Annotated in this window: 22 protein-coding genes; 13 read left to right on the top strand and 9 right to left on the bottom strand. The window is 70.8% G+C overall.

Features of this window, described 5'->3' with window-relative positions:
- The first annotated feature begins 122 nt into the window (after positions 1-122).
- Positions 123-1211 (top strand): zinc-binding metallopeptidase family protein, encoded by a 1089-nt coding sequence (locus tag WFI52_RS01340; RefSeq protein ID WP_336625375.1) that lies wholly within the window; start codon positions 123-125, stop codon positions 1209-1211.
- On the opposite strand, the gene WFI52_RS01335 is transcribed toward WFI52_RS01340, so the two are convergent.
- Together WFI52_RS01335 and WFI52_RS01330 are read right to left on the bottom strand one after the other, a co-directional pair.
- Positions 1208-2332, bottom strand: a complete 1125-nt coding sequence (locus WFI52_RS01335) for a DNA glycosylase AlkZ-like family protein (protein WP_336625376.1) — start codon at positions 2330-2332, stop codon at positions 1208-1210. The genes WFI52_RS01340 and WFI52_RS01335 overlap by 4 nt on opposite strands.
- Before the next feature lie 39 nt (positions 2333-2371).
- Positions 2372-3385: an SDR family NAD(P)-dependent oxidoreductase gene (locus WFI52_RS01330; RefSeq protein WP_336625377.1), complete on the bottom strand. Its 1014-nt coding sequence runs from the start codon at positions 3383-3385 to the stop codon at positions 2372-2374.
- A gap of 107 nt (positions 3386-3492) precedes the next feature.
- On the opposite strand from WFI52_RS01330, the gene WFI52_RS01325 reads away from it, so the two are divergent.
- A complete protein-coding gene (locus WFI52_RS01325) occupies positions 3493-4155 on the top strand; it encodes a hypothetical protein (RefSeq protein ID WP_336625378.1) in 663 nt (220 codons plus the stop codon).
- A gap of 205 nt (positions 4156-4360) precedes the next feature.
- Here WFI52_RS01325 and WFI52_RS01320 read toward each other — a convergent pair whose 3' ends face one another.
- Together WFI52_RS01320 and WFI52_RS01315 are read right to left on the bottom strand one after the other, a co-directional pair.
- Positions 4361-5161, bottom strand: a complete 801-nt coding sequence (locus WFI52_RS01320; RefSeq protein ID WP_336625379.1) for a methyltransferase domain-containing protein — start codon at positions 5159-5161, stop codon at positions 4361-4363.
- 36 nt (positions 5162-5197) lie between these two features.
- Positions 5198-6148 carry an aldo/keto reductase gene (locus tag WFI52_RS01315; RefSeq protein WP_336625380.1) on the bottom strand — a complete coding sequence of 317 codons (951 nt, stop codon included), beginning with the start codon at positions 6146-6148 and terminating at the stop codon, positions 5198-5200.
- 253 nt (positions 6149-6401) lie between these two features.
- Here WFI52_RS01315 and WFI52_RS01310 point away from each other — a divergent pair, with 253 nt between their 5' ends.
- From WFI52_RS01310 to WFI52_RS01300, 3 genes are all read left to right on the top strand, one after another.
- Entirely contained in the window at positions 6402-6893 is a 492-nt protein-coding gene (locus WFI52_RS01310; RefSeq protein WP_336625381.1) for an FBP domain-containing protein, read from the top strand.
- Between the two features lie 216 nt (positions 6894-7109).
- A complete protein-coding gene (locus WFI52_RS01305; RefSeq protein ID WP_336625382.1) occupies positions 7110-8138 on the top strand; it encodes an LLM class flavin-dependent oxidoreductase in 1029 nt (342 codons plus the stop codon).
- Between the two features lie 120 nt (positions 8139-8258).
- Positions 8259-8567 (top strand): hypothetical protein, encoded by a 309-nt coding sequence (locus WFI52_RS01300; RefSeq protein WP_239279929.1) that lies wholly within the window; start codon positions 8259-8261, stop codon positions 8565-8567.
- On the opposite strand, the gene WFI52_RS01295 is transcribed toward WFI52_RS01300, so the two are convergent.
- Positions 8521-9816 carry an alpha/beta hydrolase gene (locus WFI52_RS01295; RefSeq protein WP_336625383.1) on the bottom strand — a complete coding sequence of 432 codons (1296 nt, stop codon included), beginning with the start codon at positions 9814-9816 and terminating at the stop codon, positions 8521-8523. The two genes, WFI52_RS01300 and WFI52_RS01295, sit on opposite strands and share 47 nt — an antisense overlap.
- 127 nt (positions 9817-9943) lie before the next feature.
- Between WFI52_RS01295 and WFI52_RS01290 the strand changes: the two genes are divergently transcribed.
- The 8 genes from WFI52_RS01290 (at position 9944) to WFI52_RS01255 (ending at position 18997) form a co-directional block, all read left to right on the top strand.
- The gene (locus WFI52_RS01290) at positions 9944-10567 is read left to right on the top strand and encodes a winged helix-turn-helix domain-containing protein (protein ID WP_336625384.1); all 624 of its coding nucleotides are present in this window, start codon (positions 9944-9946) and stop codon (positions 10565-10567) included.
- A gap of 112 nt (positions 10568-10679) precedes the next feature.
- On the top strand, positions 10680-12125 hold the full coding sequence (locus WFI52_RS01285; protein ID WP_336625385.1) for a cytochrome ubiquinol oxidase subunit I: 1446 nt from the start codon (positions 10680-10682) through the stop codon (positions 12123-12125).
- A gap of 8 nt (positions 12126-12133) precedes the next feature.
- Positions 12134-13165, top strand: a complete 1032-nt coding sequence (gene cydB, locus WFI52_RS01280; protein ID WP_336625386.1) for a cytochrome d ubiquinol oxidase subunit II — start codon at positions 12134-12136, stop codon at positions 13163-13165.
- An 83-nt stretch (positions 13166-13248) separates the two neighbouring features.
- A complete protein-coding gene (cydD, locus tag WFI52_RS01275; protein ID WP_336625387.1) occupies positions 13249-14928 on the top strand; it encodes a thiol reductant ABC exporter subunit CydD in 1680 nt (559 codons plus the stop codon).
- The gene (gene cydC / locus WFI52_RS01270) at positions 14925-16625 is read left to right on the top strand and encodes a thiol reductant ABC exporter subunit CydC (protein WP_336637389.1); all 1701 of its coding nucleotides are present in this window, start codon (positions 14925-14927) and stop codon (positions 16623-16625) included. The genes cydD and cydC overlap by 4 nt, the downstream gene beginning before the upstream one ends.
- A gap of 73 nt (positions 16626-16698) precedes the next feature.
- Positions 16699-17970, top strand: coding sequence for a molybdopterin molybdotransferase MoeA (locus tag WFI52_RS01265; protein WP_336625388.1), 1272 nt, complete (start codon positions 16699-16701; stop codon positions 17968-17970).
- A gap of 17 nt (positions 17971-17987) precedes the next feature.
- Positions 17988-18728, top strand: a complete 741-nt coding sequence (gene mobA / locus WFI52_RS01260) for a molybdenum cofactor guanylyltransferase (RefSeq protein WP_336625389.1) — start codon at positions 17988-17990, stop codon at positions 18726-18728.
- Positions 18725-18997, top strand: a complete 273-nt coding sequence (locus WFI52_RS01255; RefSeq protein WP_336625390.1) for a DUF6457 domain-containing protein — start codon at positions 18725-18727, stop codon at positions 18995-18997. The genes mobA and WFI52_RS01255 overlap by 4 nt, the downstream gene beginning before the upstream one ends.
- 18 nt (positions 18998-19015) lie before the next feature.
- Here the strand turns inward: WFI52_RS01255 and WFI52_RS01250 are convergent, their stop codons facing one another.
- The 4 genes from WFI52_RS01250 to WFI52_RS01235 all read right to left on the bottom strand — a co-directional run bounded on the left by WFI52_RS01250 (position 19016) and on the right by WFI52_RS01235 (position 23812).
- Positions 19016-19621 (bottom strand): GNAT family N-acetyltransferase, encoded by a 606-nt coding sequence (locus tag WFI52_RS01250; RefSeq protein WP_336625391.1) that lies wholly within the window; start codon positions 19619-19621, stop codon positions 19016-19018.
- Positions 19622-19630: 9 nt separating this feature from the next.
- Positions 19631-21211: an SDR family oxidoreductase gene (locus tag WFI52_RS01245; RefSeq protein WP_336625392.1), complete on the bottom strand. Its 1581-nt coding sequence runs from the start codon at positions 21209-21211 to the stop codon at positions 19631-19633.
- A gap of 75 nt (positions 21212-21286) precedes the next feature.
- Complete coding sequence (locus tag WFI52_RS01240) at positions 21287-23164, bottom strand: helicase HerA-like domain-containing protein (RefSeq protein ID WP_336625393.1); 1878 nt, start codon at positions 23162-23164, stop codon at positions 21287-21289.
- A gap of 9 nt (positions 23165-23173) precedes the next feature.
- Entirely contained in the window at positions 23174-23812 is a 639-nt protein-coding gene (locus tag WFI52_RS01235; protein WP_336625394.1) for a phosphatase PAP2 family protein, read from the bottom strand.
- Positions 23813-23825 lie beyond the last annotated feature (13 nt).

The raw sequence follows: 23825 nt of genomic DNA, 5'->3' as shown, positions 1-23825 counted from the left end.
TCCTGAGAACCTCTGCGAGCGCTGGCGCTCTCCGCGATGACGCGGATTCTCATCGTCGCCCGCGGGCGCGCGCGGGCGCGAATCGCGTGTCGTCGTGTGACGTCAGCCGGTACGGTGATCCGGTGAGCTCCACCCCGCGCTGCCCGTCCTGCCGCCGCTTCGTCTACCTCGACACGCTCGTCTGCCCCGAGTGCGGCACGGAGATGGGGATGCAGGTCATCGATCGCGTGTTCGTCGCGCTCCGCGATGGGCGCACGACGGGTGAGGACGGCACCTGGTTCGCGTGCTCGGAGCGCGAGTGGGGCTGCAACTGGCTCGTCCGCGACGACGCACCGGCCGGCCGCTGCATCTCGTGCCGCCTCACCCGCACCCGACCCGAGCAGGACGACACGATCGCGCTCGAGAAGCTTGCGAAGGTCGAAGAGGCCAAGCGGCGCCTCCTCCTGCAGATCGGCGACCTGGGACTGCCGATCGTGCCGTGGTACACGACACCGGGCGGCCTGGGCTTCGACCTGCTCTCGAGCCGTTCGGACGGGCGCAAGGTCATCATCGGGCACGCGAACGGGATCATCACGATCGACCTGGCGGAGAGCCTCGACGACGTCCGCGAGGCGGTGCGCGTCAAGCTCGGCGAGCCGTACCGGACGATTCTCGGGCACCTTCGCCATGAGATCGGGCACTACTACCAGAACGTCCTCATCCAGGATGACGAGACCTGGGCGCGCTGCCGCGACCTGTTCGGCGACGAGCGCGCGAGCTACCAGGAGGCGTTGACGCGCCACTACGCCATGGGCGCCCCCGAATCGTGGCAGGACTCGTTCATCTCGGAGTACGCCACGATGCACCCGTGGGAGGACTTCGCCGAGACGTTCGCGCACTACCTCCACATCGTCGGAACCCTGCAGACCGCCGCCGCGATCGGCATCCGGTTGGATGCCGGGGCATCGACTCTGCGCGACACCGACGTCGTTCCGCGCGATGACTACCGGGACGAGCCGATCGGGCGTGTGCTCGCCGACTGGGCGGCGCTCTCGCAGGGCTTCAACCGCGTCAACCGCTCGATGGGCCTCGGCGATCTCTACCCGTTCACGATCACGCAGCCCGTGCAACACAAGCTCGCGTTCCTGCACGAGATCATCACACGAGCACCGCTCACGACCGAGCAGCAGGTGGCGCTCGCCCTCGCTCCGGGCGACGAGGAGCGCGCCTAAGGCTTCGCCGCGAACACCACGGGCACGCCGAGCCATTCCGCGAGATCGCGGATCTCGGCATCCACCATCTCGCGTTCCTCAGGATCGAGCCCGCCGCCGAGCCCGCCGCCGAGGTCGTCGACCTCGTGCACGGCGGTGACGACGAGGTTCTCCTTCTTCTTGTCGAGCTGGGCATCGAGCAGCGCCGCGAACCGATCGCCGACGAGGATCGGATGGGCGAAGTACCCGTACACGCGCTGCGCCTTCGGCTTGAACTGCTCGAGGATGAACTGGAAGCCGAACAACTCCTTCAATCGCGGGCGGTCGAAGAGCGCTCCGTCGTAGGGGTTCAGGATCGCGACGCGCCCGCCGGGATCCTCGTCGAGCCCCCCGAGCGCCTCCGGGTCGACCCGCCACTTCCACGCCGAGCCCTCGACGACGGCGGGCTCCCCCGCCAGGCCGACGGGCGTCCACGGCGAGGTCTGTCGCGCGATCCCGGCCGCCTGCAGACGCCGCCCTTCGAGCACACGGGCGGCGTCCTCGGCATCCAGCTCGGGAACACCCGCGTAGACGCGCTCGCCGATGTCCCACACGCGCTGACGCCCCTCGCGCCCGACGATCCCGACCTCGCCGAGGTACGCGAGCAGGTCGAGCATGCGCGGCACCTGATTGGGCCCGTACCAGCCGGCCTCGTCGCGATGGGCGACCTGGCTCGTGTCGGGGATCTGCGCCGCGAGCATCGGCCCCTCGGCGCGGAGCCGTGCGAGCACGTCGCGGCGGAACCGCTCGTTCGCCGCCATCCACGTCGCCGCGCGCTCGCGGAAGACGCGGGCCCGCATGCGGGCGAGATGCGCCGGCAGAAGGGATGCCGCGTGGAAGTGCCCGTCGAACTCGAAGAGCAGCCGGTCCTGTTCGACGGCCTTGCGCAGCTGGCCGGGCTCGTACGCCCACCCGATGCGACTCCACAGGACGGCGTGCTCGGCGGTCGTGATCGCGGCCGTGGGGTCGATCTTGATCGCACCGAGCTGCTCGGAGACCTCGACGACGTCGCCGGGCCGCGCGGCATCCAGCAGCTGAGCGCGCACCGCGATGCGTCGGGCCTCCTCGCGCGTGAGGCGGTGGGCGGACGTGTCGGCGGTCATGCGCAGAACGCTACGTGCGACCGCCGACACGCGCACCCCTTACTGCACCGACCAGCCGCCGTCGCTCGGCAGCACGACACCGTTGAGGTTCACGCCGTCGTCGGAGAGGAGGAAGGTGATGGATGCCGCGAGCTGCTCCGCCGTCGCGAGCGTGGGGATCGACGCCTGGAACGGCTGCAGCCGCGCCTGACCCGCCTCGGACACGTGCGGCGGGAACGGGATGCCGGTGGCCACCCCGCCCGGCGCGACGGCGTTCACGCGGATGCCCGCCGGCCCGTACATGAAGGCCGCGGAGCGGGTCATGCCGATGACGGCATGCTTGCTCGTCGTGTAGGCGTTGCCCGACGCCGAGCCACGCAGTCCCGCCTCGGAGGCGATGTTGACGACCGACCCAGCGCCCGCGGCGATCATCGCGGGCAGGACGGCGCGGGTGAGCTTGAAGGCGCCGGTGACGTTGACGCCCATGACGCGGTCCCACATCGCGTCGGTCGTCTCGTGCAGCGGTGAGAAGTCGTCGTTGATCCCGGCGATGTTGGCGAGGGCGTCGATGCGCTCCCCCGCGGCGGCCACGATCGCATCGATCGACTCCTGCGTCGTGATGTCGCCCGCCACCGTCACGACCTCGGCGTCCGGGAGGGATGCCGCGAACGCGCCGAGCTTCTGCTCCGAGATGTCCACGGCGACGACGCGACCGCCCTCGCGGGCGACGCGTGCGGCGGTGGCGCGACCGATGCCGCTCGCGGCTCCCGTGACGATCACGGTCTTGCCGGCGAACCGCCCGGGGGTGATCTGCTCGATCCAGCCCGAGGGCTCGGCATCCGTCGGCATGACGCCGTCGTTCGCCTTCAGAACGAGGTCGTCGACGACGGACTGGGGCATCTGCCCCTGGCTGAGCGCGACGAGCTGCTGAAGGGGCAGCCCGCGCAGCGGCGCTAGGGTCTCCTCCGTCGCGCCGGAGGCGGCGAGCAGTCCGCGCACGAGCGGTCCGCCGACCTCGCTGTCGAGCCAGGCTCCGATCGTGCTGGCGGCGGTGAGGGGTGTCTTCTCTGACATGGTGAGCTCCTTTGCGAGCCTCGGGCGGGCTCAGCAGATTCAATTCCCGATCGGGAACTTTTATTCCCGTGCGGGAAATGGTAGTGGATCGCATTAGAGTCGTCACCATGTCCGATCCCCGTCCCGCGCAGCGACGCCGTCGTGGCGCCCGCGCGGGCCTCGATCTCGCGGTGATCCTCGACGCCGCGCGCGGACTCGACCCGGACGACGTCACGATGCAGGGTGTCGCGACGGCGCTCGGCGTCGACCGCAAGGCGCTCAACCATCACGTGACCGACCGGGAGAGCCTGCTCGAGCTGCTCGCGATCGACGCCTTTCGCCGCCGCTTCGCGCAGAGCGACGTCGATCTCGGCGAGACGTGGCAGAGCGCGTGCCGCGCCTACGCCGAGAACATGTGGCACAGCCTCGTCGACGTCGGGCAGTGGCTTCCCGCGTTCCGCTTCACGAGCCCCCGGGACCTCGCGATCGCGGGCCCCGCCGATGTCATCGCGGCGCGCATGCTCACCGCCGGATTCGAGCCGGTGACCGTCAGCCGCGCCATGCACCTGCTCGTGACGATCTGCCGCGGATTCGCGCAGGACGCCGTGATCGGCAGCCGCGCCGGTGGGCATCCGCAGGTCGAGGACCTGCGGGCCGCGCTCGCCGCGGAACGGGAGGGGTACGCAGCGCTCCGTGAGCTCCTCGACGCGCGCGTCGACAACTACGGCGCCGAGCAGTTCGCCTTCGACCTCGACGCCTTCATCGCCGCCATCGAGCGTCTCGCGCCCTGACCTCGCCGCCGACCCCGCCCCGCGCCGGCACCGCCTCTCCCGCGCCGCCCGGGCAGTTTCTCAGGAGCGGCGCACGTCGGCGGGCCGCGTCACCGCGGAAATCCGGGCAGAGCGCGTCGGTTCACCCGCGATCCTCCTGAGAAAGTGCACACGGTCGGCGCCGACCCCCGTCTGCCGTCTGCCGTCAGCCGTCAGCCGTCAGCCGTCAGCCGCGCGCGAGGATCTCCCCGTGCGGCAGCAGGATCCAGCCGTCGTCGGAGGCCGCCCACTCCCGCCACGCAGCGCTGATCCGCTCGAGCGCGGCGAGGTCAGCGATCCCCTCGCTCAGCGCCACCTCGGAGAAGGCGGACTGCAGGACGCGATCGGCCCACATGCCACCCCACCACGCCCGCTCTTCCGGCGACTCGTACAGCCACACCGACGCGCTCGCGCGCACGTCGGTGAATCCGGCCTCCTGCGCCCACGCCTTCAACTGCCGACCCGCCGCGGGCTCGCCGCTCGTCGCGCGGTGCGCGGCGAGGTGGACCTCGAGCCACTCGTCGAGCCCCGGGAGCCGCGGCCACCAGATGACGCCCTCGTAGTCGACGTCCCGCGCCGCGACGACGCCCTCCGCCGCCACGACACGACGGAACTCCCTGAGCGCGTCGACCGGGCGCGCAAGATGCTGCAGCACCTGGTGGGCGTGCACGACGTCCCACCGGTCATCTGCGGAGTCGAGCGCATACGCGTCGTCGACCGCGTACGTCACGGTGGTGATCCCGGATGCCGCACGGTCGGCCTCCGCCTGGGCGACGACGTCGGGCGAGGCATCCACTCCGCGCACCGCGCCGGGCGCGACCCGCTCTGCGAGGTCGAGGGTGATGGTCCCCGGCCCCGCGCCCACTTCGAGGATGCAAGTTCCGGGCTGAAGGAACGGCAGGAGGTACGCGGCGGAGTTCTCGGCGGTGCGCCAGCGATGCGAGCGCAGCACGCTCTCGTGATGGCCGTGGGTGTAGGCGTCGGGCATGGGTTCATCCTGCCCGACGCCGACCCGCGGCGGCGCTCACATGTCGACGGGGGTCCACTCCGAGACCTCGTCCAGGTCGGCGACCTCGGCCGGTGTGAGGTCCGTCGTCGCGCCCGCGAGGAGGTCCGGCACCTGCGCGAGCTTCGACGCCGAGGCGATCGGCGCGACGACCGTCGGCTTCGCGCGGAGCCAAGCAAGTGCCGTCGCCGCGATCGAGACGCCGTGCGCGTCGCCGATCCGCTCCAGCACCTCGAGGATCTGGAGGCCCTGCGGCGTCGCATACTTCGCGGCTTGGCCAGCGCGCGGCGAGTCCTGGCCGTCCGTGTCGGTCGACCGGTACTTGCCGGTGAGGAACCCCTTCGCGAGCGAGAAGTACGGCACGAGCGAGAGCCCGAACTCGTCCGCGACCGGGACGATGTCGTTCTCGGTCTCGCGGTGGACGAGGTTGTAATGCGGCTGGATCGCGACGGGCTCGGCGACGCCGAGGTCACGTGCGATGCGCACCCACGCGCGGATCCGCTCCGCGGAGTAGTTCGACACCGCCGTGTAGCGCACGAGCCCGTCCGAGACGAGCTGGCCGAAGGCCGCGACGGTCTCCTCCAGCGGCGTCTCGGCATCGTCGAAGTGGGCGTAGTACAGGTCGATCGACTCGACGCCGAGGCGCTCGAGGGATGCCTCGGCCGCCGCCCGCACGTTCGCTGCGGCGAGGCCCTTGTACTGCGGATGCTGGCTGACCTTCGTCGCGACGGTCACGCCTGTGTGCCGGCGGCTCGCGAGCCACTCACCGAGGATGCGCTCGCTCTCACCGCCCTCGTGTCCCGGCACCCACGCACTGTAGGAGTCTGCAGTGTCGATGAAGTTGCCGCCGCCCGCGTGGAACGCGTCGAGGATGGCGAAGGAGGCGTCGCGGTCGGCCGTCCAGCCGAACACGTTGCCGCCGAGGGCGAGAGGAAACACGTCGAGGTCGCTCGTGCCGATGCGGGTCATGCTCCGATCCAAGCACAGCGCTTCCCCCGGCATTCCCCCGCGTCGTCATCGCGGCGTAACCTGAAGCCATGGACACCGTGAACGGCCGGTTCGGCCGAGGGGAGGTCGGTGGCGGGCAGACCGCCACGCGGAGATGACGCCGCCCCGGCGCCGCGCGCCCCGCGTACCCGCGGATGAGCGCCGGCGCCGACATCGTCGACCCCTCCCCGGATGCGCAGGCTCACCCGGCATCCCTGTCACGAAAGACACGTCCATGCACGCTCTCACCGAGGCGCAGATCCGCGCCAGCCTCATCAACGTCACACAATCCGAGCGCAAAAACCTGACCCTTCCCGCCGAGTTCAGCGACACCCCGTGGGACTCTTTCGACTTCTACGGCGCGCGCGACCGCAAGCTCGCCCTCGTCGGGTACGTCGTCGCCGAGCTCGACGGCGAGCCGACGGGCCTCCTGCTGCGCCAAGCCGAGTCCAAGCCGCGCACGCGCGCACAGTGCGCGTGGTGCGCCGATGTGCACCTCCCGAACGACGTCCTGCTGTTCACGGCGAAGCGGGTCGGGGATGCCGGGCGCCGCGGCGACACCGTCGGCACCCTCGCGTGCGACCGCTTCCAGTGCAACGCCAACGTGCGGAAGCTGCCGCCCCTCGCCTACACCGGGTTCGACCGCGAGGCCGCTCGCGCCGCACGCATCACGGCGATGCGGGCGAACGTCGAGGCCTTTGTGCGCGCCGTCCGCGACGGGGTGTGACCCGCGCCGGCGCGTGCACACGAGCATCCGAACGAGGTGGCGCGAACGGGGTGCTCGCGGGTCGGCATCCCCGCAATCACGCCACCTCGTCTGCGGGCACCTCCAAAAGGCGGCGCGAATGCTGCCCTGCACACGTGCGAGGGCAGCATTCGCGTCACCTTACCCGCGGCATCCATTCACGGGAATGGAACGCACCCGCGTACGGTTGGGGTCATCATGCAACGCTTCGGAACACTCTCGTTCGGACACTACGGGCCGCTCGGCGGCGGGCGCGAGCTCACGGCCGGCGACTCGCTGCACCAGGCGATCGACCTCGCGCAAGGGATGGACGAGCTCGGCGCGAACGGCATCTACTTCCGCGTGCACCACTTCGCTCGCCAGCAGGCCTCGCCCATGCCGCTGCTCGCCGCGATCGCCGCGAAGACGGAGCGCATCGAGATGGGCACGGGCGTCGTCGACATGCGCTACGAGAACCCGCTGTACCTCGCCGAGGAGGCCGCCGCTGTCGACCTCATCTCCGACGGTCGGCTCGCCCTCGGCGTGAGCCGCGGTTCACCCGAGACGGTCGTCCGCGGCTACGAGAAGTTCGGTTACACGGGAGAGGATCCGCGCGGGGCCGACCTCGCCCGCGAGCACTTCGATCTGTTCTGGCGTGCGATCGGCGGCGAGGGCATCGCCGAGCGAGACGCGAACTCGCCCTTCGGAGGCGGGAGCGGGCTGCAGCGCATCGAGCCGCACTCCCCCGGCCTGCGTGACCGCATCTGGTGGGGCGCAGGAAGCCGCGAGACCGCGGAGTGGGCGGGGCGGATGGGGCTCAACCTGATGTCGTCGACTCTCGTCACCGAGGCCGACGGCCGTCCGTTCGACATCCTGCAGGCCGAACAGATCGATCGCTTCCGCGCGGCGTGGCAGGAGGCCGGACACCCCGGCACACCGCGCGTGTCGGTAAGCCGCTCGGTGTTCCCCATCACGACGGCCGAAGACGAGCTGTATTTCGGACACAGTCAGGAGGGCGACGGCATCGGCTACATCGACGGCTTCCGCTCGACGTTCGGAAAGACCTACGCGGCATCCCCCGACGTCCTCGTCGAGCAGCTGCAGCAGGATGCCGCGGTCATGAGCGCCGACACCCTCATGCTCACGATCCCGTCGCAGTTGGGTGTTGCGTTCAACCTCCACATCGTCGAGGAGTTCGCAACGCACGTCGCGCCGGCCCTCGGCTGGAAGCCGAACACCGAGAAGTAGACTCCCGGTCGTGCTCGGCGCGCGAGACCCCCTTCCCACACGCCCGCGGCGGATTCTCGTCGCGGGCGTGTCGGGCGCGGGCAAGACGACGTTCTGCTGGCGTCCCGCGCCGATCTGCTGGTGTGGCTCGATCTGCCCTTCGCGCGGGTGACGCTGCCGCAGGTCGTGCGGCGCACGGTGCGCCGCCGGTGGCGACGCGAGGAACTGTGGAACGGCAACGTCGAGGGGCCCCTCGCGACGTTCTTCACCGACCCCGAGCACATCGTCCGGTGGGCGTGGTCGACGCGTCACACGTACCGCGAGCGCGTGCCACAGGTCGAGGCCGACCACGAGAACCTCGTCGTGGTGCGCCTCCGCTCACACCGTGAGGTCGAAACCTGGCTCAGCCTGCAGGAGCCGCCAACCCGAGCACGGGGAAGAGCACGGTGAACCCCTCGGCGAGCCCGTCCTTCAGCGCATCTCCCGTGTGGCCGGCTCCCGGAACGTCGTAGCGCGTGACGGTCATGCCGGCCGCCCGCGCCGCCGCGGCGACCGAATCTGCCGCGGCCACATACGACGGATCGGCTGATCCCGCTGTGAACACCGCGGTCATGCCGCTGTAGGTCCCGGGCGCAGCGGCCGCCAGGATGTTGACGGGCTTGGATGCCTCGAACGCCGCCGCGTCACCGCCGTAGACCACCTTCGTGATGGTCGCGGCCTGCTCCGAACCGGGGAAAGGCTCACCGGACACATCGAGGATGTTCTTCCACAGCTGCGGCTCCTGCGCGCCGAAGGCGATGGCGCAGCCACCCCCGTTCGAGTAGCCGGCGATCGTCCAGTAGGCGGGATCGTCGATGATGTGGAGATTCTTCTTCGCCCAGTTCACGACGTCGACCGTGACGTAGGTACGGGCGTTGCCGTAGGTCGTCGAGTCCGCGCAGGCGGTGTCGTTCACCTCGGCGCCCAGCTGATCGGCGATGACGACGATCGGCGCAAGCCCGCCGTGCTTCGCGGCGAAGGTGTCGAGCACGTCGCTGATGACCGTCCCGTCGGGGCTGCCCGGGTGGCCCATCATCATCACGACGAGGGGCAACGCGGGCGCGTCCTTGACGAGCGCTGCCGGCGGCAGATAGATCCCCGCTGGGCGCGCATCGAAACCGGAGACTGTCGCCGGAATGGTTTGCGCGCCGCGGCTGCCGATCGCCGGCATCCCGGCCGGAGCGGTCCACGACTGGTAGAGCGGGACCGACGGGGCGCCGGTGGGGTCGTTGCCGGAGTCGGGCAGAACGATCGTCGAGGTGATGCCGAAAAGGCTCCCGAGGGTCGGGTTGAGTCCGAAGCGCATATTGATGCCGAGGATGCCCGCGAGGAGGAACACCACGACGGCGAAGACAGAGACCACCTTGCGCCATGCTCGTGCGCCGACGAGGCCGCCGAGGGCGAAGCCGGAGGCCCCGAAGGCCGCCGCGGTCCAGTGCCACACGAACGTCGGAGCCGCGTCGCCGAAGACGTCGGTGATGTTCACGACCTTGTAGGCCGCGTAGCCGAGCACGGCGCCGCACAGAGCGGCCGCGCCCGCCCACAGGAGCGCCCGGCGCGTCCAGCGCCGCACGGCGAGCACGAGGAACAGGACAGCGGCGAGCGCGAAGACGGTCACGGGCACAGCGCCGTCCGCGATCGGCAGCCGCGTCAGATCCATGCGCCGACTCTACGGCCCGACCGCCCAGATTCCGCTGAGTCACACAGCGCGATGCATTCCTCGGCCATCACCGCGAAACGTGATCAGACCACTAGCGCGAAATGCCGAAGCCGTGAATAATAGTGGTATGACCACAGGTCGCCCGGCGGGCTACAGCGCCATTTCCAGCTATTCACGCGTCGAGATCCTGCACCTCGTGCAGGATCAGCCGCAGCGGACCGTCTCCGAGCTCGTCTCGGCTACGAAGCTCCACCCCAACACGGTGCGCGAGCACCTTCAGCGCCTCATCGACGACGGGTACGTCGTCTCCGAGACCGAACACCGCACGACGCGCGGACGCCCGCGGGTGCTCTACTCGGCAAGCGACGGCGTCACAGCGTGCAGCCCCGTTCAACGGCGCAAAGCACGGGCCGCCGCCGAGCGGGGCGATCTCATGCGCCGCGTCCTCCCGGGGTCGATCCCCGAGCTCGACACGGCCGCGCTCCACCAGATCGATGCGCTCGTCGAGGACCTCGAGGGGGCGGGTTTCGATCCGCTCATCGACGAGAGCGAGCTGACCGTCGAGCTCACGCCGTGCGCGCACGCATCGTCGCAGGCATCCCATCGCGCCACGCTCTGCAGCGTGCATCTGAGCATCATGCAGAGCGTGCTGAGCTCGGCCGACGGCCCGCTTTCGGTCGACGGCATGCGCTCCTCGTGCGATCCGCGCGAGTGCATCGTGCAGCTCCTGCACGCCTCGCAGAAGGCCTGATCGACAGCGTCGAGAGGCGCCCCGGGTTATTCACGGCGCACCCGCTCCTGCGCTGGGAAGGACCTGTGTACCTTCAGTCACAAGGAAGACCCACCTCCGGGGAAGGACCGCGATGGACTTCTTGGACCCGCTCCTGCTCGCACGCTGGCAGTTCGGCCTCACCACCCTGTATCACTTCATCTTCGTGCCGCTCACGCTCGGGATGTCGTTGTTCGTCGCGATCTTCCAGACGATCTGGCACCGCTCGGGCGACGTGAAGTGGCTGCACCTGACCCGGTTCTTCGGCAAGATCTTCCTCATCAACTTCGCGATGGGAATCGTCACCGGCATCGTGCAGGAGTTCCAGTTCGGCATGAACTGGTCGAGCTACAGCCGCTTCGTCGGCGACGTGTTCGGCGCTCCACTCGCGTTCGAGGGCCTCATGGCGTTCTTCTTCGAGGCGACGTTCATCGGCCTGTGGATCTTCGGCTGGAACAAGCTGCCGCGCCGCGTCCACCTCGCGACCATCTGGATCACTGTCGTGGGAACGTGGCTGTCGGCCTACTTCATCCTCGCCGCGAACGCGTTCATGCAGAACCCCAAGGGTTACCAGATGTCGACCGAGGGCCACCGCGCCGAGATGGCCGACTTCTGGAAGGTGCTGACGAATCCTGTCGCCCTCACCCAGTTCCCGCACACGATCTCCGCCGCGCTCATGTTCTCCGCGGGCGTCATGATCGCCGCGGCCGCCTGGCACCTCTCCCGAAAGCAGCACGACGAGACGATGCGACCGGCGCTGAAGTTCGGCCTGTGGGGCATGATCATCGGCTTCGTCTGCGTTTTCCTCTCCGGCGACCAGCTCGGCCTCGTCATGGTGCAGACCCAGCCCATGAAGATGGCCGCCGCCGAAGCGATGTTCAACTCCGCTTGCGGGGCGGATGCCTCCTTCTCGATCTTCTCGATCGGCACCCCGGACGGCACGGGTGAGATCTGGTCGCTGCGTGTGCCCTACGTGCTGGCCTTCCTCTCGACTCATGACTTCAACGGCTGCGTCGAGGGCATCAACGACCTCAACGCGCTCTACACCAACGAGATGTTCCCGCAGTTCGCCGACCAGGTCGGCGGCAACTTCGCGCCGATCCTGTGGGTCACTTACTGGTCGTTCCGGTGGATGATGGGCTTCGGCCTGCTCGCCACGGCGGTCGCGGTGGTGGGCCTCTGGGTCACCCGCAAGGGCGCCAAGCGTCCCGTCGCCGGATGGATGTGGAAGATCGCGATCTGGCAAGCGCCGCTCGCTCTCCTCGGCATCCTCGTCGGCTGGATCTTCACCGAGATGGGCCGCCAGCCGTGGATCGTCTTCGGGCTGATGCTCACCGAAGACGGCGTCTCCCCCAACGTGCCGGGGTGGACGGTGCTCATCTCGCTCATCGCCTTCACCCTCATCTACCTCGCGCTCGCGATCGTGGAGTTCGGTCTCATCTTCAAGACGGTGCGCGAAGGCCCCGCGCCGCTGCCCGGTCCCGATGACCCCGATCCCTCCGACCTCGCGGTCGAAGAGACGCCCTCGACGGTCTACTAGGAGCTGACATGGATCTCGCAACTCTCTGGTTCTTCATCGTCGGTGTGCTCTTCGTCGGGTATTTCGTCCTCGACGGGTTCGACTTCGGCGTCGGGATGTCGCTTCCCTTCCTCGGCAAGGATGAGGTCTCGCGCCGCCAGGTGATCAACACGATCGGCCCGGTGTGGGACCTCAACGAGACCTGGGTCATCGTCGCGGGCGCGTGCCTGTTCGCGGCCTTCCCGGAGTGGTACGCGACTCTCTTCAGCGGTTTCTATCTGCCGCTGCTGCTGATCCTCCTCGCCCTCATCGTCCGCGGCGTCTCCTTCGAGTACCGCCACCAGCGCGACGACATCCGCTGGAAGCGCCGCTTCGACTGGATGATCACGATCGGTTCCGCCGTTCCCGCTCTTCTCTGGGGCGTCGCGGTCGGCAACATCGTGCAGGGCGTCCCCATCGATGCCGACAAGAACTTCACCGGTTCGCTGCTCACACTTCTGAACCCCTACGGGCTCTGGGTCGGCGTCACGACGCTCCTCCTCTTCTTCCTGCACGGCGTCTACTTCGTGGGGCTCAAGACCGACGGCCAGGTGCACCACGACGCGCAGGCGCTCGGCAAGAAGCTCGCGATCCCGACGGTGATCTTCGCGGCCGGCTGCGTCGTGTGGACGATCGCCATCGCGGCGGGCCGCGACGCGCCCCTGCTGTGGGCCGTGATCGCGTGCGGCGTCATCGCCGCGGTCGCACTCCTGGCATCCGTCGCCTTCAACTGGGTCGACCGTGACGGCCGCGCCTTCGCCGCGGGCGCGGTGACCATCGTCTTCGCCGTGCTGACGCTGTGGCTGGCGCTCTTCCCGTACGTCATGCCGGCGTCGAACGACCCCGCGAACAGCCTCACGATCGCCAACGCGTCGTCGACCCAGATGACTCTCGAGATCATGAGCTGGGCGGCGCTCGTCTTCCTCCCGCTCGTGCTGGCCTACCAGGCCTGGACGTACTGGGTGTTCCGCAAGCGCGTCACCCGCACCATGATCGAGAAGGCAGAGGCCTCCGCGCACTGACCGGCCTCCGCGGCAGCGGGTCGCGCGACGGCGGATGCCGCGATGCGCGGCCCGCGCCGAGCGGGATCTGGGAGGATCGAAGCATGGCACCCGACCCGGCTCCGGCGCGCGTGCGCCCGGTCGATCCGCGGCTCGTGCGGTACGCCGCGGCTTCGCGCGGGTTCTTCCTCGCAATCGCCGTGATCGGCGTCGCGCAGACCGCCGTCGTCGTCGCGTTCGCGTGGCTGCTGACCAGTGCGATCACGCGGGTCATCGCGGGCACGTCGTGGGCGGAGCTCACCGCCATCCTGAGCGCGCTCGGCGCCGTGGCAGCGCTCCGCGCGATGCTGCTGTGGGCGCGCGAGTCCCTGTCGGCTCGGGCGTCCGCGCGCGTGCAGGTGCAGCTGCGCGAGCGGCTCGTCGCCGCCGTCGGCGCGCTCGGTCCGGGCTGGCTCGCGGGCCGCAACACGGCGCAGCTCGCCGTCACCGCCGGACGCGGCCTCGAAGCCCTCGATGCCTACTTCGGCCGGTATCTGCCGCAGCTCGTGCTGACCGTCATCGCAACGCCGGTTCTCGTCGCCGTCATGTGGTCGCAGGACTGGGTGTCTGGGTTCACGGTGCTCATCACCCTCCCCCTCATCCCGCTGTTCATGGTGCTGATCGGCCTCGCGACGCGCACCGTGCAGCAGAAGCAGTGGCGCACCCTCGGACAACTCGCCGCCCGATTCGCCGACACGGTGCAGGGACTCGCGACCCTCAAGGTCTTCGGGCGCCAGCACCGCGCGGCATCCTCGATCGAGAAGGTCACGAACGCCTATCGCGGCGAGACGATGCGGGTGCTGCGGGTGTCGTTCCTCTCCGGGTTCGCGCTCGAGCTCCTGGCATCCATCTCGGTCGCGATCGTCGCCGTGTCGATCGGCTTCCGCCTGCTCGACGGGTCGTTGACGCTCACGGTGGGCCTGTTCGTCCTGCTGCTCGCACCCGAGGCCTACCTCCCGCTGCGACAGGTCGGGGTGCAGTTCCACGCCGCCGCCGAAGGCGTCGCTGCGACCGACGACGTCTTCGCCGTGCTCGACGACGCAGCCGGCGCCGGAGTCGTTTCCGGTGCCCCTCAGCCACAGCAGATCCCCGTGAATGGCCGCGTCGAGCTGCAAGGGGTGCGCGTCCGCCGAGGCGACGTGCTCCTGCCCGCAGTCACCTTCACCGCGACGCCCGGCACCGTCACTCTTCTCGAGGGACCGAGCGGGTCGGGCAAATCGAGTCTGCTCGCCGCACTCCGCGGCGCGGCGAGCTTCGAGGGTGGCGTGACGGTGGGCGGGATATCGCTCGCCGAACTGCGCGCGGCGGAGTGGCTCGCGTGGGCGGGCCAGCAGCCCGGACTCATCGCCGACACGATCAGCCACAACGTCGCGCTGGGCGACCCGGGCGGCGCGGACGCGCAGCCCGAGCTCGTCGCCCGCGCACTGCACCTCGCGCAGGCCGGAGAACTCGACCCCGCACGCGCACTCGGCGTGCAGGGTGCGGGCCTGTCCGGCGGGCAGGCGCAGCGCGTCGCGGTCGCGCGCGCCTTCTACCGACGCCTCCGCGGGCGTGCCACGGTCGTCGCCCTCGACGAGCCGAGCTCCGCGCTGGATGCCGAGACCGAGGCGGCACTCTGGCACGCCGTGCGCGGCATGGCCGACGATGGCGCCACGGTCCTCCTCGTGTCCCACCGCCGCTCAGCACGGGAGATCGCCGACCAGGTCGTCACCCTCGCGCCCCGCGCAACGGAGGTGGCGGCATGACGTCCGCTGCCACGACCCCCGTTGAGATCCTGCGCCGCGCGATGCCTCCGCTGCGCCGGTTCTGGGCGGGCGCGGCCTCGGGGTTCCTCTCCGAGGCCTCCGCCGTTGCCCTGCTCGCCTGCAGTGCGTGGCTCATCGTGCGCGCGAGCGAGCAACCCGCCGTGATGTACCTCTCCGCCGCTGTCGTGGGCGTCCGCGCATTCGCGTTGAGCCGGGCGGCGTTCCGCTACACCGAGCGCCTCGCGAGCCACGACGCGGCGCTGCGGCAGCTCGCCGTCACCCGCACCGACCTCGTCCGCCGGCTCATCCCGCTCGCGCCGGACGGCCTCGCCCGCACGCGCCGCGGCTCTGTTCTCGGTGCGCTCGTCGACGACGTCGACGAGCTGCAGAACCTGCCGCTGCGGGTCGTCCTGCCGCTCGTGTCGTCGGCGGCGGTCGCCCTCGGGGCGGTTCTGCTCGTGGCGTTCGTGTGGTGGCCGGCGGCGCTGACACTGCTCGGATGCCTCGCGCTCGCCGCCCTCGTCGCGACCGGATGGGGCTGGGCCGCGGGCTCGCGCGCGGAGCGGCGCATCGCGCCGCTCCGCGCGCGTCTCGCCGACGCCGTGCTCGACCACCTCGGCAGCCTCGACGTGCTCGTCGCCTACGGCGCCGAGCACGCCAGCGCCCGCCGCATCGCGAACGCGGACGCCGATCTCCGGCGCGCCGTGACACGGCGCGCCGGAGCGCAGGCCGGGACGACGGCGCTGGTCTCGCTCGCGGCGGGCGCGGCTTCGCTGGGCGCGGTCCTCGTGGCGGCTCCGGCCGTCGGCGACGGCACACTGACCGGTCCCGCCTTCGCCGTCGCGGTGCTCGTACCGATGGCGGTGTTCGAGGTGTTCTCCGCCGTCCCCGCGGCCGCGGCCGCGTGGCGGCAGGTGCGTGCCGCGGCGGAGCGGATCGCGGCATCCGTCCCCGCCGACGTTCCTGCCGGCATCCCGTCAGAGAGCGTTCCCGCTCCGACGGGCATCGCTCCCCCGCTCGGCGAGGGACTCGTGCTGAGCGGGGTCTCGGCGCGCTGGCCGTTCGCAGCGAACGGCAGCGATGACGCCCTGCCGCACGCTCTCCACGGCGTCGATCTCGCCGTCGCACCCGGCGAGCGCGTGCTCGTCGTGGGCTCGAGCGGGGCCGGCAAGACGACGCTCGCGCATGTGCTGCTGCGCTTCCTGGATCCGTCCGCAGGCCGATACGTCCTCGGGGGCAGGGATGTCGCGGACCTCAATCCCGATGACGTGCGTCTCACCGTGGGCCTGTGCGAACAGCAGCCCATGCTCTTCGACGAGGACATCCGGCAGAACCTGCTCTTCGCCCGCGAGACCGCGACCGACGCCGACCTCGAGGCAGTACTCGAGCGCGTCGGCCTCGGGCCGTGGCTGCGCGAGCGTGGTGGGCTGTCGGCGCGCGTGGGCGAACGGGGTGCGCTCGTCTCCGGCGGTCAGGCGCAGCGCATCGCCCTCGCTCGAGCGCTCCTGCGGGGCTTCCCCGTCCTCGTCCTCGACGAGCCGACTGCGGGCGTCGATGCCAACGCCTCCGAGGCCCTCCTGACGGATCTGCTCGGCGCCGCCTCGCGCGATCAGACGGTCGTGCTCATCTCGCACGTCGCCGTTCCCGAAGGCCTCGTCGACCGGACGATAAGGCTGTCTGCGGGCGCGATCGTCTGAGCCCGGCGTCCGCCCCGGCCGTGCCGATCCCGTGACGCCCGCAGCGATCGTGCCGCCCGCTAGCCTGGTGCCCATGTCCTCGCTCCCGGCGCCCGCGCACCCCGACCTCCGCGCGGCCGCGATCTCGGTCGAGGAGCACCGCGCGACGATCCTGGACGCCGTGCGTCCGCTCCCCGCAGTCTCCGTCGCTCTCGCGGAGGCCGCGGGCAGGACCCTCGCCCGCGACGCCCGTGCCGCCGTCGACGCGCCGCCCTTCGACAGCTCCGCGATGGACGGCTTCGCCGTGCGCAGCGCCGATGTCGACGCCGCGACGTCGACATCGCCCGCGCGTCTGCGCGTCGTCGCGGACCTCCCCGCGGGCGCGACGGCCGATCCCGCTCTCGGGCCGGGCGAGGCGGCCCGCATCATGACGGGGGCGCCCGTACCCACGGCGGCCGACGCCATCGTCCCCTTCGAGGACACGGCGGGCGGCCTTGCGGATTCGCTCTCGGAGATCTCGGTGCTCGCCCCGCCGCGCGCGGTCGGGGCCCACATCCGCCGACGCGGCGAGGAGGGGCGACTCGGCGACGTCATCGTGCCTGCGGGCACCTGCCTCGGGCCGATGCAGCTCGCCGCTCTCGCCTCCGCCGGCGTCGACCGCATCGCCGTCGCCGCACGTCCCCGAATCGTCGTGGTGTCGACCGGCAGCGAACTCGTCCCCGCGGGATCCCCGCTGCGCCGGGGGCAGATCGCCGAGTCGAACGCGGCGATGATCGGGGGCTTCGCGACGCAGGCAGGTGCCGTCGTCGTCCGCGCGGCTCATGTCGACGACGACGGGGCGGCGCTCGCGGCCCTGCTCCACGACATCTCCACGAACACCGATCGCATCGACGCGGTCGTCTTCACCGGGGGCGTGAGCGCGGGAGCGTACGAGGTCGTGCGCACAACCGTGCGCCCGATGAGCTTCGGCCCCGTGGCGATGCAGCCGGGCAGACCGCAGGGGTTCGGTGTCGCGACGCTCGCCGACGGGCGCTCGACGCTGCTGTTCGGGCTGCCCGGGAGCCCTGCGGGCGCCGCCGTCTCTTTCGAGGTCTTCGTCCGCCCCGCCCTCCTCGCACTTCAGGGACGCGCACCGCACGACCGTGCGGTGCTGCGCATGCGCGCTGCCGAGGGGTGGCGCGCAGCCCGCGGCCGCCGGCAATACCGCGCCGTGACGGTCGATCGCACCGATCCCGCGAAGTGGTCAGCGGCGCCTGTCGCACCAGGAGCGGTGCGGCTCGGCGCCGTGGACGGGTACGCCATCGTCCCGCCGGAAGTGGATGTCGTCGCACCCGACGACCTCGTCGATGTCGTCCTGATCGGGTGAGCCGGGGAGAGCACACGATGATCGATGCGAGCGACGCGAGCGGTTCGACCGACGAAGAGTCGAACGGGGCGGCGGCGCCATCGATGGGCGCGATCCTGCTCGCCGGCGGGCGCGGAACTCGTCTGGACGGTGTCGACAAGCCCCTCCTGATGATCGACGGCGACTCCCTTCTGAACCGCACGATCGATGCGGCCGCAGCGATGGAGGGCGTCCGCCCGATCACGATCGTCGGGCCGGACCGCCCGGCTGCGTTCGCTCCCGAGGACTCCCCCGCCCCTTCGCAGCGTGTGCGCGAGGATCCGCCCTACGGCGGTCCCGCGGCCGCGGTGATCGCCGCGCTGGAGGCCTGGCGGGAGAACTGCTCCGAACTGCCGCATTGGACGATCGTGCTCGCCTGTGACCTCGTGGACCCGGCATCCGCCGTGGCGCGCCTGCACGAGGCGCTGGCGACACTGATCGTGTCGCGCACCCGTGCGGATGGCCTCCATCTCACCGACCGCGACGGTCGCGCACAGTGGCTGATGGCCTGCTATCGCACGTCAGCGCTCGTTCGCGCCGCCCGCGCCACCCCCGCGCGAGGCGCGGGCACGTCGATGCGCGCCCTCATCGGCCCGCTGGATCTGATCGCGCTGCCCCCCGCCCCGGAGGAGTCGGGACCGCTCGACATCGACACGTGGGACGATCTGCGCCGCGCCGGGGCACACGCGCCCGTTACCGCACCAGCCACCTCCACCGCACCCTCGAAGGAGACCCCATGAGCGACCGCACCCTTCCCCCCGAAGCACTGGATGCCTGGGCCAGCGCGCTCCGCACACGGTTCGGCCTCGATGGCGAGGACCTCCCGGTCGGGCTCATCCTGGACCTCGCCCGCGACGTCGCGAACGGGGTCGCCCGGCCGGCGGCACCCTTCAGCGCCTTCGCCGCCGGGCTCGTCGCCGGCCGCGCGGGCGGTTCCCCGGACGATGTGCGCGACGCCGTCGCCGCGATCTCCGAACTCGCCCGTACGTGGGGCGAAGCCCCGCGCTGACACGCCCGGCTCGACCCGTCAGAGCGAGCGGCCGAACGCGACGACGTCCGCGTGCGAGGGAATGCGCGTGAAGCCGACACGCGGGTAGAAGGCGATCGCGCCGGCGTTGCGGCTGTCGGCCGCGAGGTGGAGTCCCGTCACGCCCCGAGCCCGGAGTGCGTCGATGAGCGTATCGATGAGGCGACGCCCGAAGCCCTGCCCCTGCAGCTCGGGCAACAGATCGATGTGGAGGTGCGCCGGGTACGTGTCGCCGAAGGGCTCGGCACCGCCCCGGCGGCGATACGCGTACTCCACCGTCCCCTCTTGACGCGTCCGCTCCTCGGCGGGCGCGGACGGGCGCGGCCAGCGCTGAGCGAACTGCGGCCACCAGGACTGCGCGAACCAGTCTTCGAACGCGCGCGTGTCATCGGTGCCGACGACGTACCCGACAACGCGGCCGTCGTCCGCCTCGACGACGAACGCCAGATCAGGATGCCGCGTCACATACGGCAGCACGAACACCTCTCCCCACAGATCGTCATCGGAGAAGACTCCGGTGGCGTCGGCCCCGGCATCCGCGGTGCGCACGCAGATGTCCGAGAGCGCCAGCTCGTCGCCGGCGCGGAAGGGACGGATGAACGGCACCCGTTCAGTCTACGAGCGGTCGGTCGCGACCACCGGCTGCCGAGTCGCCCCGGCGGCCTCCGCTTCGGCCTCCGCCGCAGCCGTGATGCGCTCCGCCATCCCGCGGAAGATGAACCCGTGGAAAGGCAGCACGGCGAGCCAATACAGCCGGCCGGCAAGCCCGGCCGGAAAGAACACTGCCCGCTGCCGATACACCGAGCCGCCGCCGGAGTCCGGCTCGCAGGCGAGATCGAGCCATGCGAGACCGGGGACCTTCATCTCGGCCCGCAGCCTCAGCAGCTTGTCAGGCTCGGCCTTTTCGACGCGCCAGAAGTCGATGACGTCGCCCACCGCGACGCGGGACCGACTGCGCCGGCCGCGGGAGAGGCCGACCCCGCCGACGAGGCGATCCATCCACCCGCGGATCGCCCACAACACGGGGGCGGAGTACCACCCGTTGACCCCGCCGATCCCCGCGATGACCGCCCAGAGGTCGTCGACCGGCGCCGGGGTGCGCACGACCCGAATGTCGGTGAACACCGTACGCCCCGCCCACTCCGGGTCGGACGGCAGTGGATCGGACGGGATGCCGGTGACCTCGGCATCCTGCCAGCTCGTCTCCACCGTGTCGGCCTCGACCCGGCCGAGCGCGAGCGCGACGGCGCGCCGGTACGGCGTCAGGCCGCCTGCGGGCCGCGGAATGAGCGCGTCGACGTCGTGGTCGTCCATGACGCAGTCGTGTTGCAGCGACGCGATGAGGGGGCGCGCGATCGCGCGCGGGACCGGTGTGACGACGTTCACCCAGTGCGACGCGAGCCCCGGAGTGAGAACGGGGAGCGCCGCGATGGGCCGCTGCCGAAGTCCCGCCTCCACGGCGTAGCCGTTCATCATCTGCCCGTAGCGCAGCACGTCGGGTCCGCCGATGTCGACCGCCCGGTTGACGTCGGGCGCGACCCGCGCGGCTCCCAGCAGGTAGTGGAGCACGTCACGGACCGCGATCGGCTGGATGAAGTTGCGCACCCACTTCGGCGCCGGCATGTAGGGCAGCACCTCGGTGAGGTGCCGGATCATCTCGAACGACGCCGACCCCGACCCGATGACGACCCCCGCCTGCAGCTCGAGCGTGGGCATCCCGCTCCGGAGGAACACCTCGCCCACGTCGACACGCGAACGCAGGTGCGGACTCAGGGGCACCCCCTCGGGATGCAAGCCGCCGAGGTAGACGACGCGTCCGACGGATGCCGCGGATGCCGCCGCCGCGACGGCGCGCGCCGCCGCGAGATCCGCCCGTTCGAACCCCGCGCCCTCCCCCATCGAGTGGATGAGGTAGTACAGCACGTCGACGTCCGCACACGCGGTCTCGAGAGCCGCCGTGTCCGTCGCCGTGCCCGCGACGACATCGACCGCGTCGGCCCAGTCGAACGCGGCGAGCCGAGCGGGATCGCGCACGAGCACCCGCACGCGGTACCCCGCGGCCACGAGGCGCGGCACGAGCCGACCGCCGATGTAGCCGGTGGCGCCGAGAACGAGTGCGCGCGGAGCGGTGCCGTCCGCGCGGGGGACGGCGCGCAGCTCCTCCTCGCGTCCGGTCGGGGTAGACAGTTCAGCCATGCGGCGAGCGTACGACGACCCATGCACCGTCGCGACGGGCTTGCGCCCCGGCATCCGCCGGGCTAGGTCTTCCGGTCAGCGCCTTCCCGTGCCGAACATCCCACGGATGACCGAGCCCAGGATCGTCTGCGTCGTCTTGGAGTTCAGCACCTGCTCGAGGGGTGACGCGTCGGCCTTGCGCGTGGTGCGGGTACGCGACGTGCCGCCGGAGGCCTTCATGAGCCTGTCGTACTCCTTCTGCCGCTCCTTCTCGGCGGCGGCCTCGGCCTTCTGCGCCGCGGCCTGCTGTTTCGCGAGCTCGTTGTCGGTCTCGGCCTGCGCCTTCGCCGCAGCGGCAGCCGCCTCCGCCTCGGCCACGGCGTTCATCTTGGCCGTGAGGATCTCACGCGCCGACTCGCGGTCGATCGGCGTGCCGTAGCGCGGCAGCAGGACGGATGCCGCGACCGCGGCATCGATCTGGGCATCCGGCGTCGGCGACATGAGCCCCTGCGGCGCGCGCAGGCGCGTCCACGCGACCGGCGTCGGCGCGCCCTTCTCGCTCATGACGGTGACGATCGCCTCTCCCGTGCCGAGCTCCTGCAGCGTGCGCTCGAGGTCGTACCCGCTCTTGGGGTACGTGCCCACGGTCGCACGCAGCGCCTTGGCGTCGTCGGGCGTGAACGCCCGCAGGGCGTGCTGCACCCGCGATCCGAGCTGTCCGAGGACGTCGGCGGGGACGTCCTTGGGCGTCTGCGTCACGAAGAAGACGCCGACGCCCTTCGAGCGGATGAGCCGCACCGTCTGGACGATCTGCGCGAGGAAGTCCTTCGAGGCATCCCGGAAGAGCAGATGCGCCTCGTCGAAGAAGAAGACGAGCTTGGGTGTGTCGGGGTCGCCGACCTCGGGCAGGATCTCGAACAGCTCGGCGAGCAGGTACATGAGGAACGTCGAGAAGAGCGCCGGCTTGTCGGCGACGCCGGGCACCTCGAGCAGTGAGATGATCCCCCGGCCGTCTGGCGCCGTCCGCAGGAAGTCGTTCACGTCGAACTCGGGTTCGCCGAAGAACACATCGGCGCCGCCGTCGGCGAACGTGATGAGTTCACGGAGGATCACGCCCGCCGTCGCCGCCGACAACCCGCCGAGGTTCTTCAGTTCAGCCTTGCCGTCGTCGCTCGTGAGGTACGTGAGCACGGCTCGGAGGTCCGACAGATCGACGAGGGCGAGCCCGTTCGCGTCGGCGTAGTGGAAGACGAGGCCGAGGCTCGACTCCTGCGTCTCGTTGAGGCCGAGCACTTTGCTGAGCAGGAGCGGGCCGAAGCCCGAGACCGTCGCACGCACCGGCACGCCCTTGCCGACGCCGCCGAGAGCGAAGAACTCCACGACGGATGCCTCGGGCTTCCAGTCCTGACCGAGCGCGCGCGTCCGCGCGAGCAGCTTGTCGCTCGGCTCCCCCGCCGTCGCCATGCCGGAGAGGTCGCCCTTCATATCGGCGGCGAAAACCGGAACGCCCTTGTCCGCGAGTTGCTCGGCGAGGCCCTGCAGCGTGCGCGTCTTGCCGGTGCCGGTAGCGCCCGCGACGAGTCCGTGACGGTTCAGCATGCCGAGCGGAATGCGAATCTGCGCGCTCGGAAGGGGCTCTCCGTTCATGAGCGCGCCGAGATCGAGGGTCGTCCCCTCGAAGGTGTACCCCTTCGTGATCGCCGCGATGTCCGCCGGACCGAGCGGGCCCTCGCTCTCGGGCTCCGTCGGCGCAGACTCGGTCGGCGCAGACTCGGTCGGCGCAGACTCGGTCGGCGCTGATTCGGTCGGCGCAGGGGCCGGAGGACGAGATGTCGCATCGCCGGTGGAGGACCGGGCGGCCTCGGCCTGTGCTGCGGCGAGCGCGGCCTTGGCCTGGGCCAGCTTCAGCGCCGCCTCGGCGGCCTCGGCCTCGGCCTGCAGGCGTGCGAGCTCGGCATCATCGGGAGCAGTCATGCCTGAAGCCTAGCGAGCGCGTCGCTCGCTCTCACGGGTCAGTCTCGGCGTGAACGCCGCCGCGACGAGAAGCGCGAATCCCGCTCCCACGAGCGCGCCCCCGACGGTGTCGCTCAGCCAGTGCGCGTGCACCTGCGTGCGACTGAACGCCATCGCGAAAACCCACGCCGCGCCGACGAGAGCGACCCACACGCGCGGCGCGAGCACGACCGCGATGACCGCGAGGGTCGCGGCGTTCGCGGTATGTCCGGACGGGAAAGAGCCGTGATCGGAGACCACGATCATGTCCTCGGGACGGGCGCGTCCGAACGTGGCCTTGAGCACCTGCACCCCGGCGGCGCTGGAGGCCGACGCCGCGAGCACGAACACCGCACCCCACGGGCGGCGGAGGGCCACCAGCACGGCGGCCGCACCGAGCGGCACGACGAACGTGGCGAACCAGCCCCCGCCGAGGAAATTCATCGCGAGCGACGCCGGCTGCAGGAACACGAAGCACGAGACGACCCCGTTCCACCACTCGTCGAGGTCGATGTCGGCTTCGACCGTGACGAGGATGCCGACGGCGAACGCGCAGACGACGAGAACGACCCCGATCACCGCACGCTGCAGGGCTACCGTCGTGGCGTGTTCGTCGGGCGGCGTCGTCATCGCCCCATTGTGC

Origin of the sequence: Microbacterium sp. MMO-20 (genome assembly GCF_037147735.1) — a bacterium.
Lineage (GTDB): Bacteria > Actinomycetota > Actinomycetes > Actinomycetales > Microbacteriaceae > Microbacterium.
This window is presented reverse-complemented; position numbering and strand designations above follow the sequence as displayed.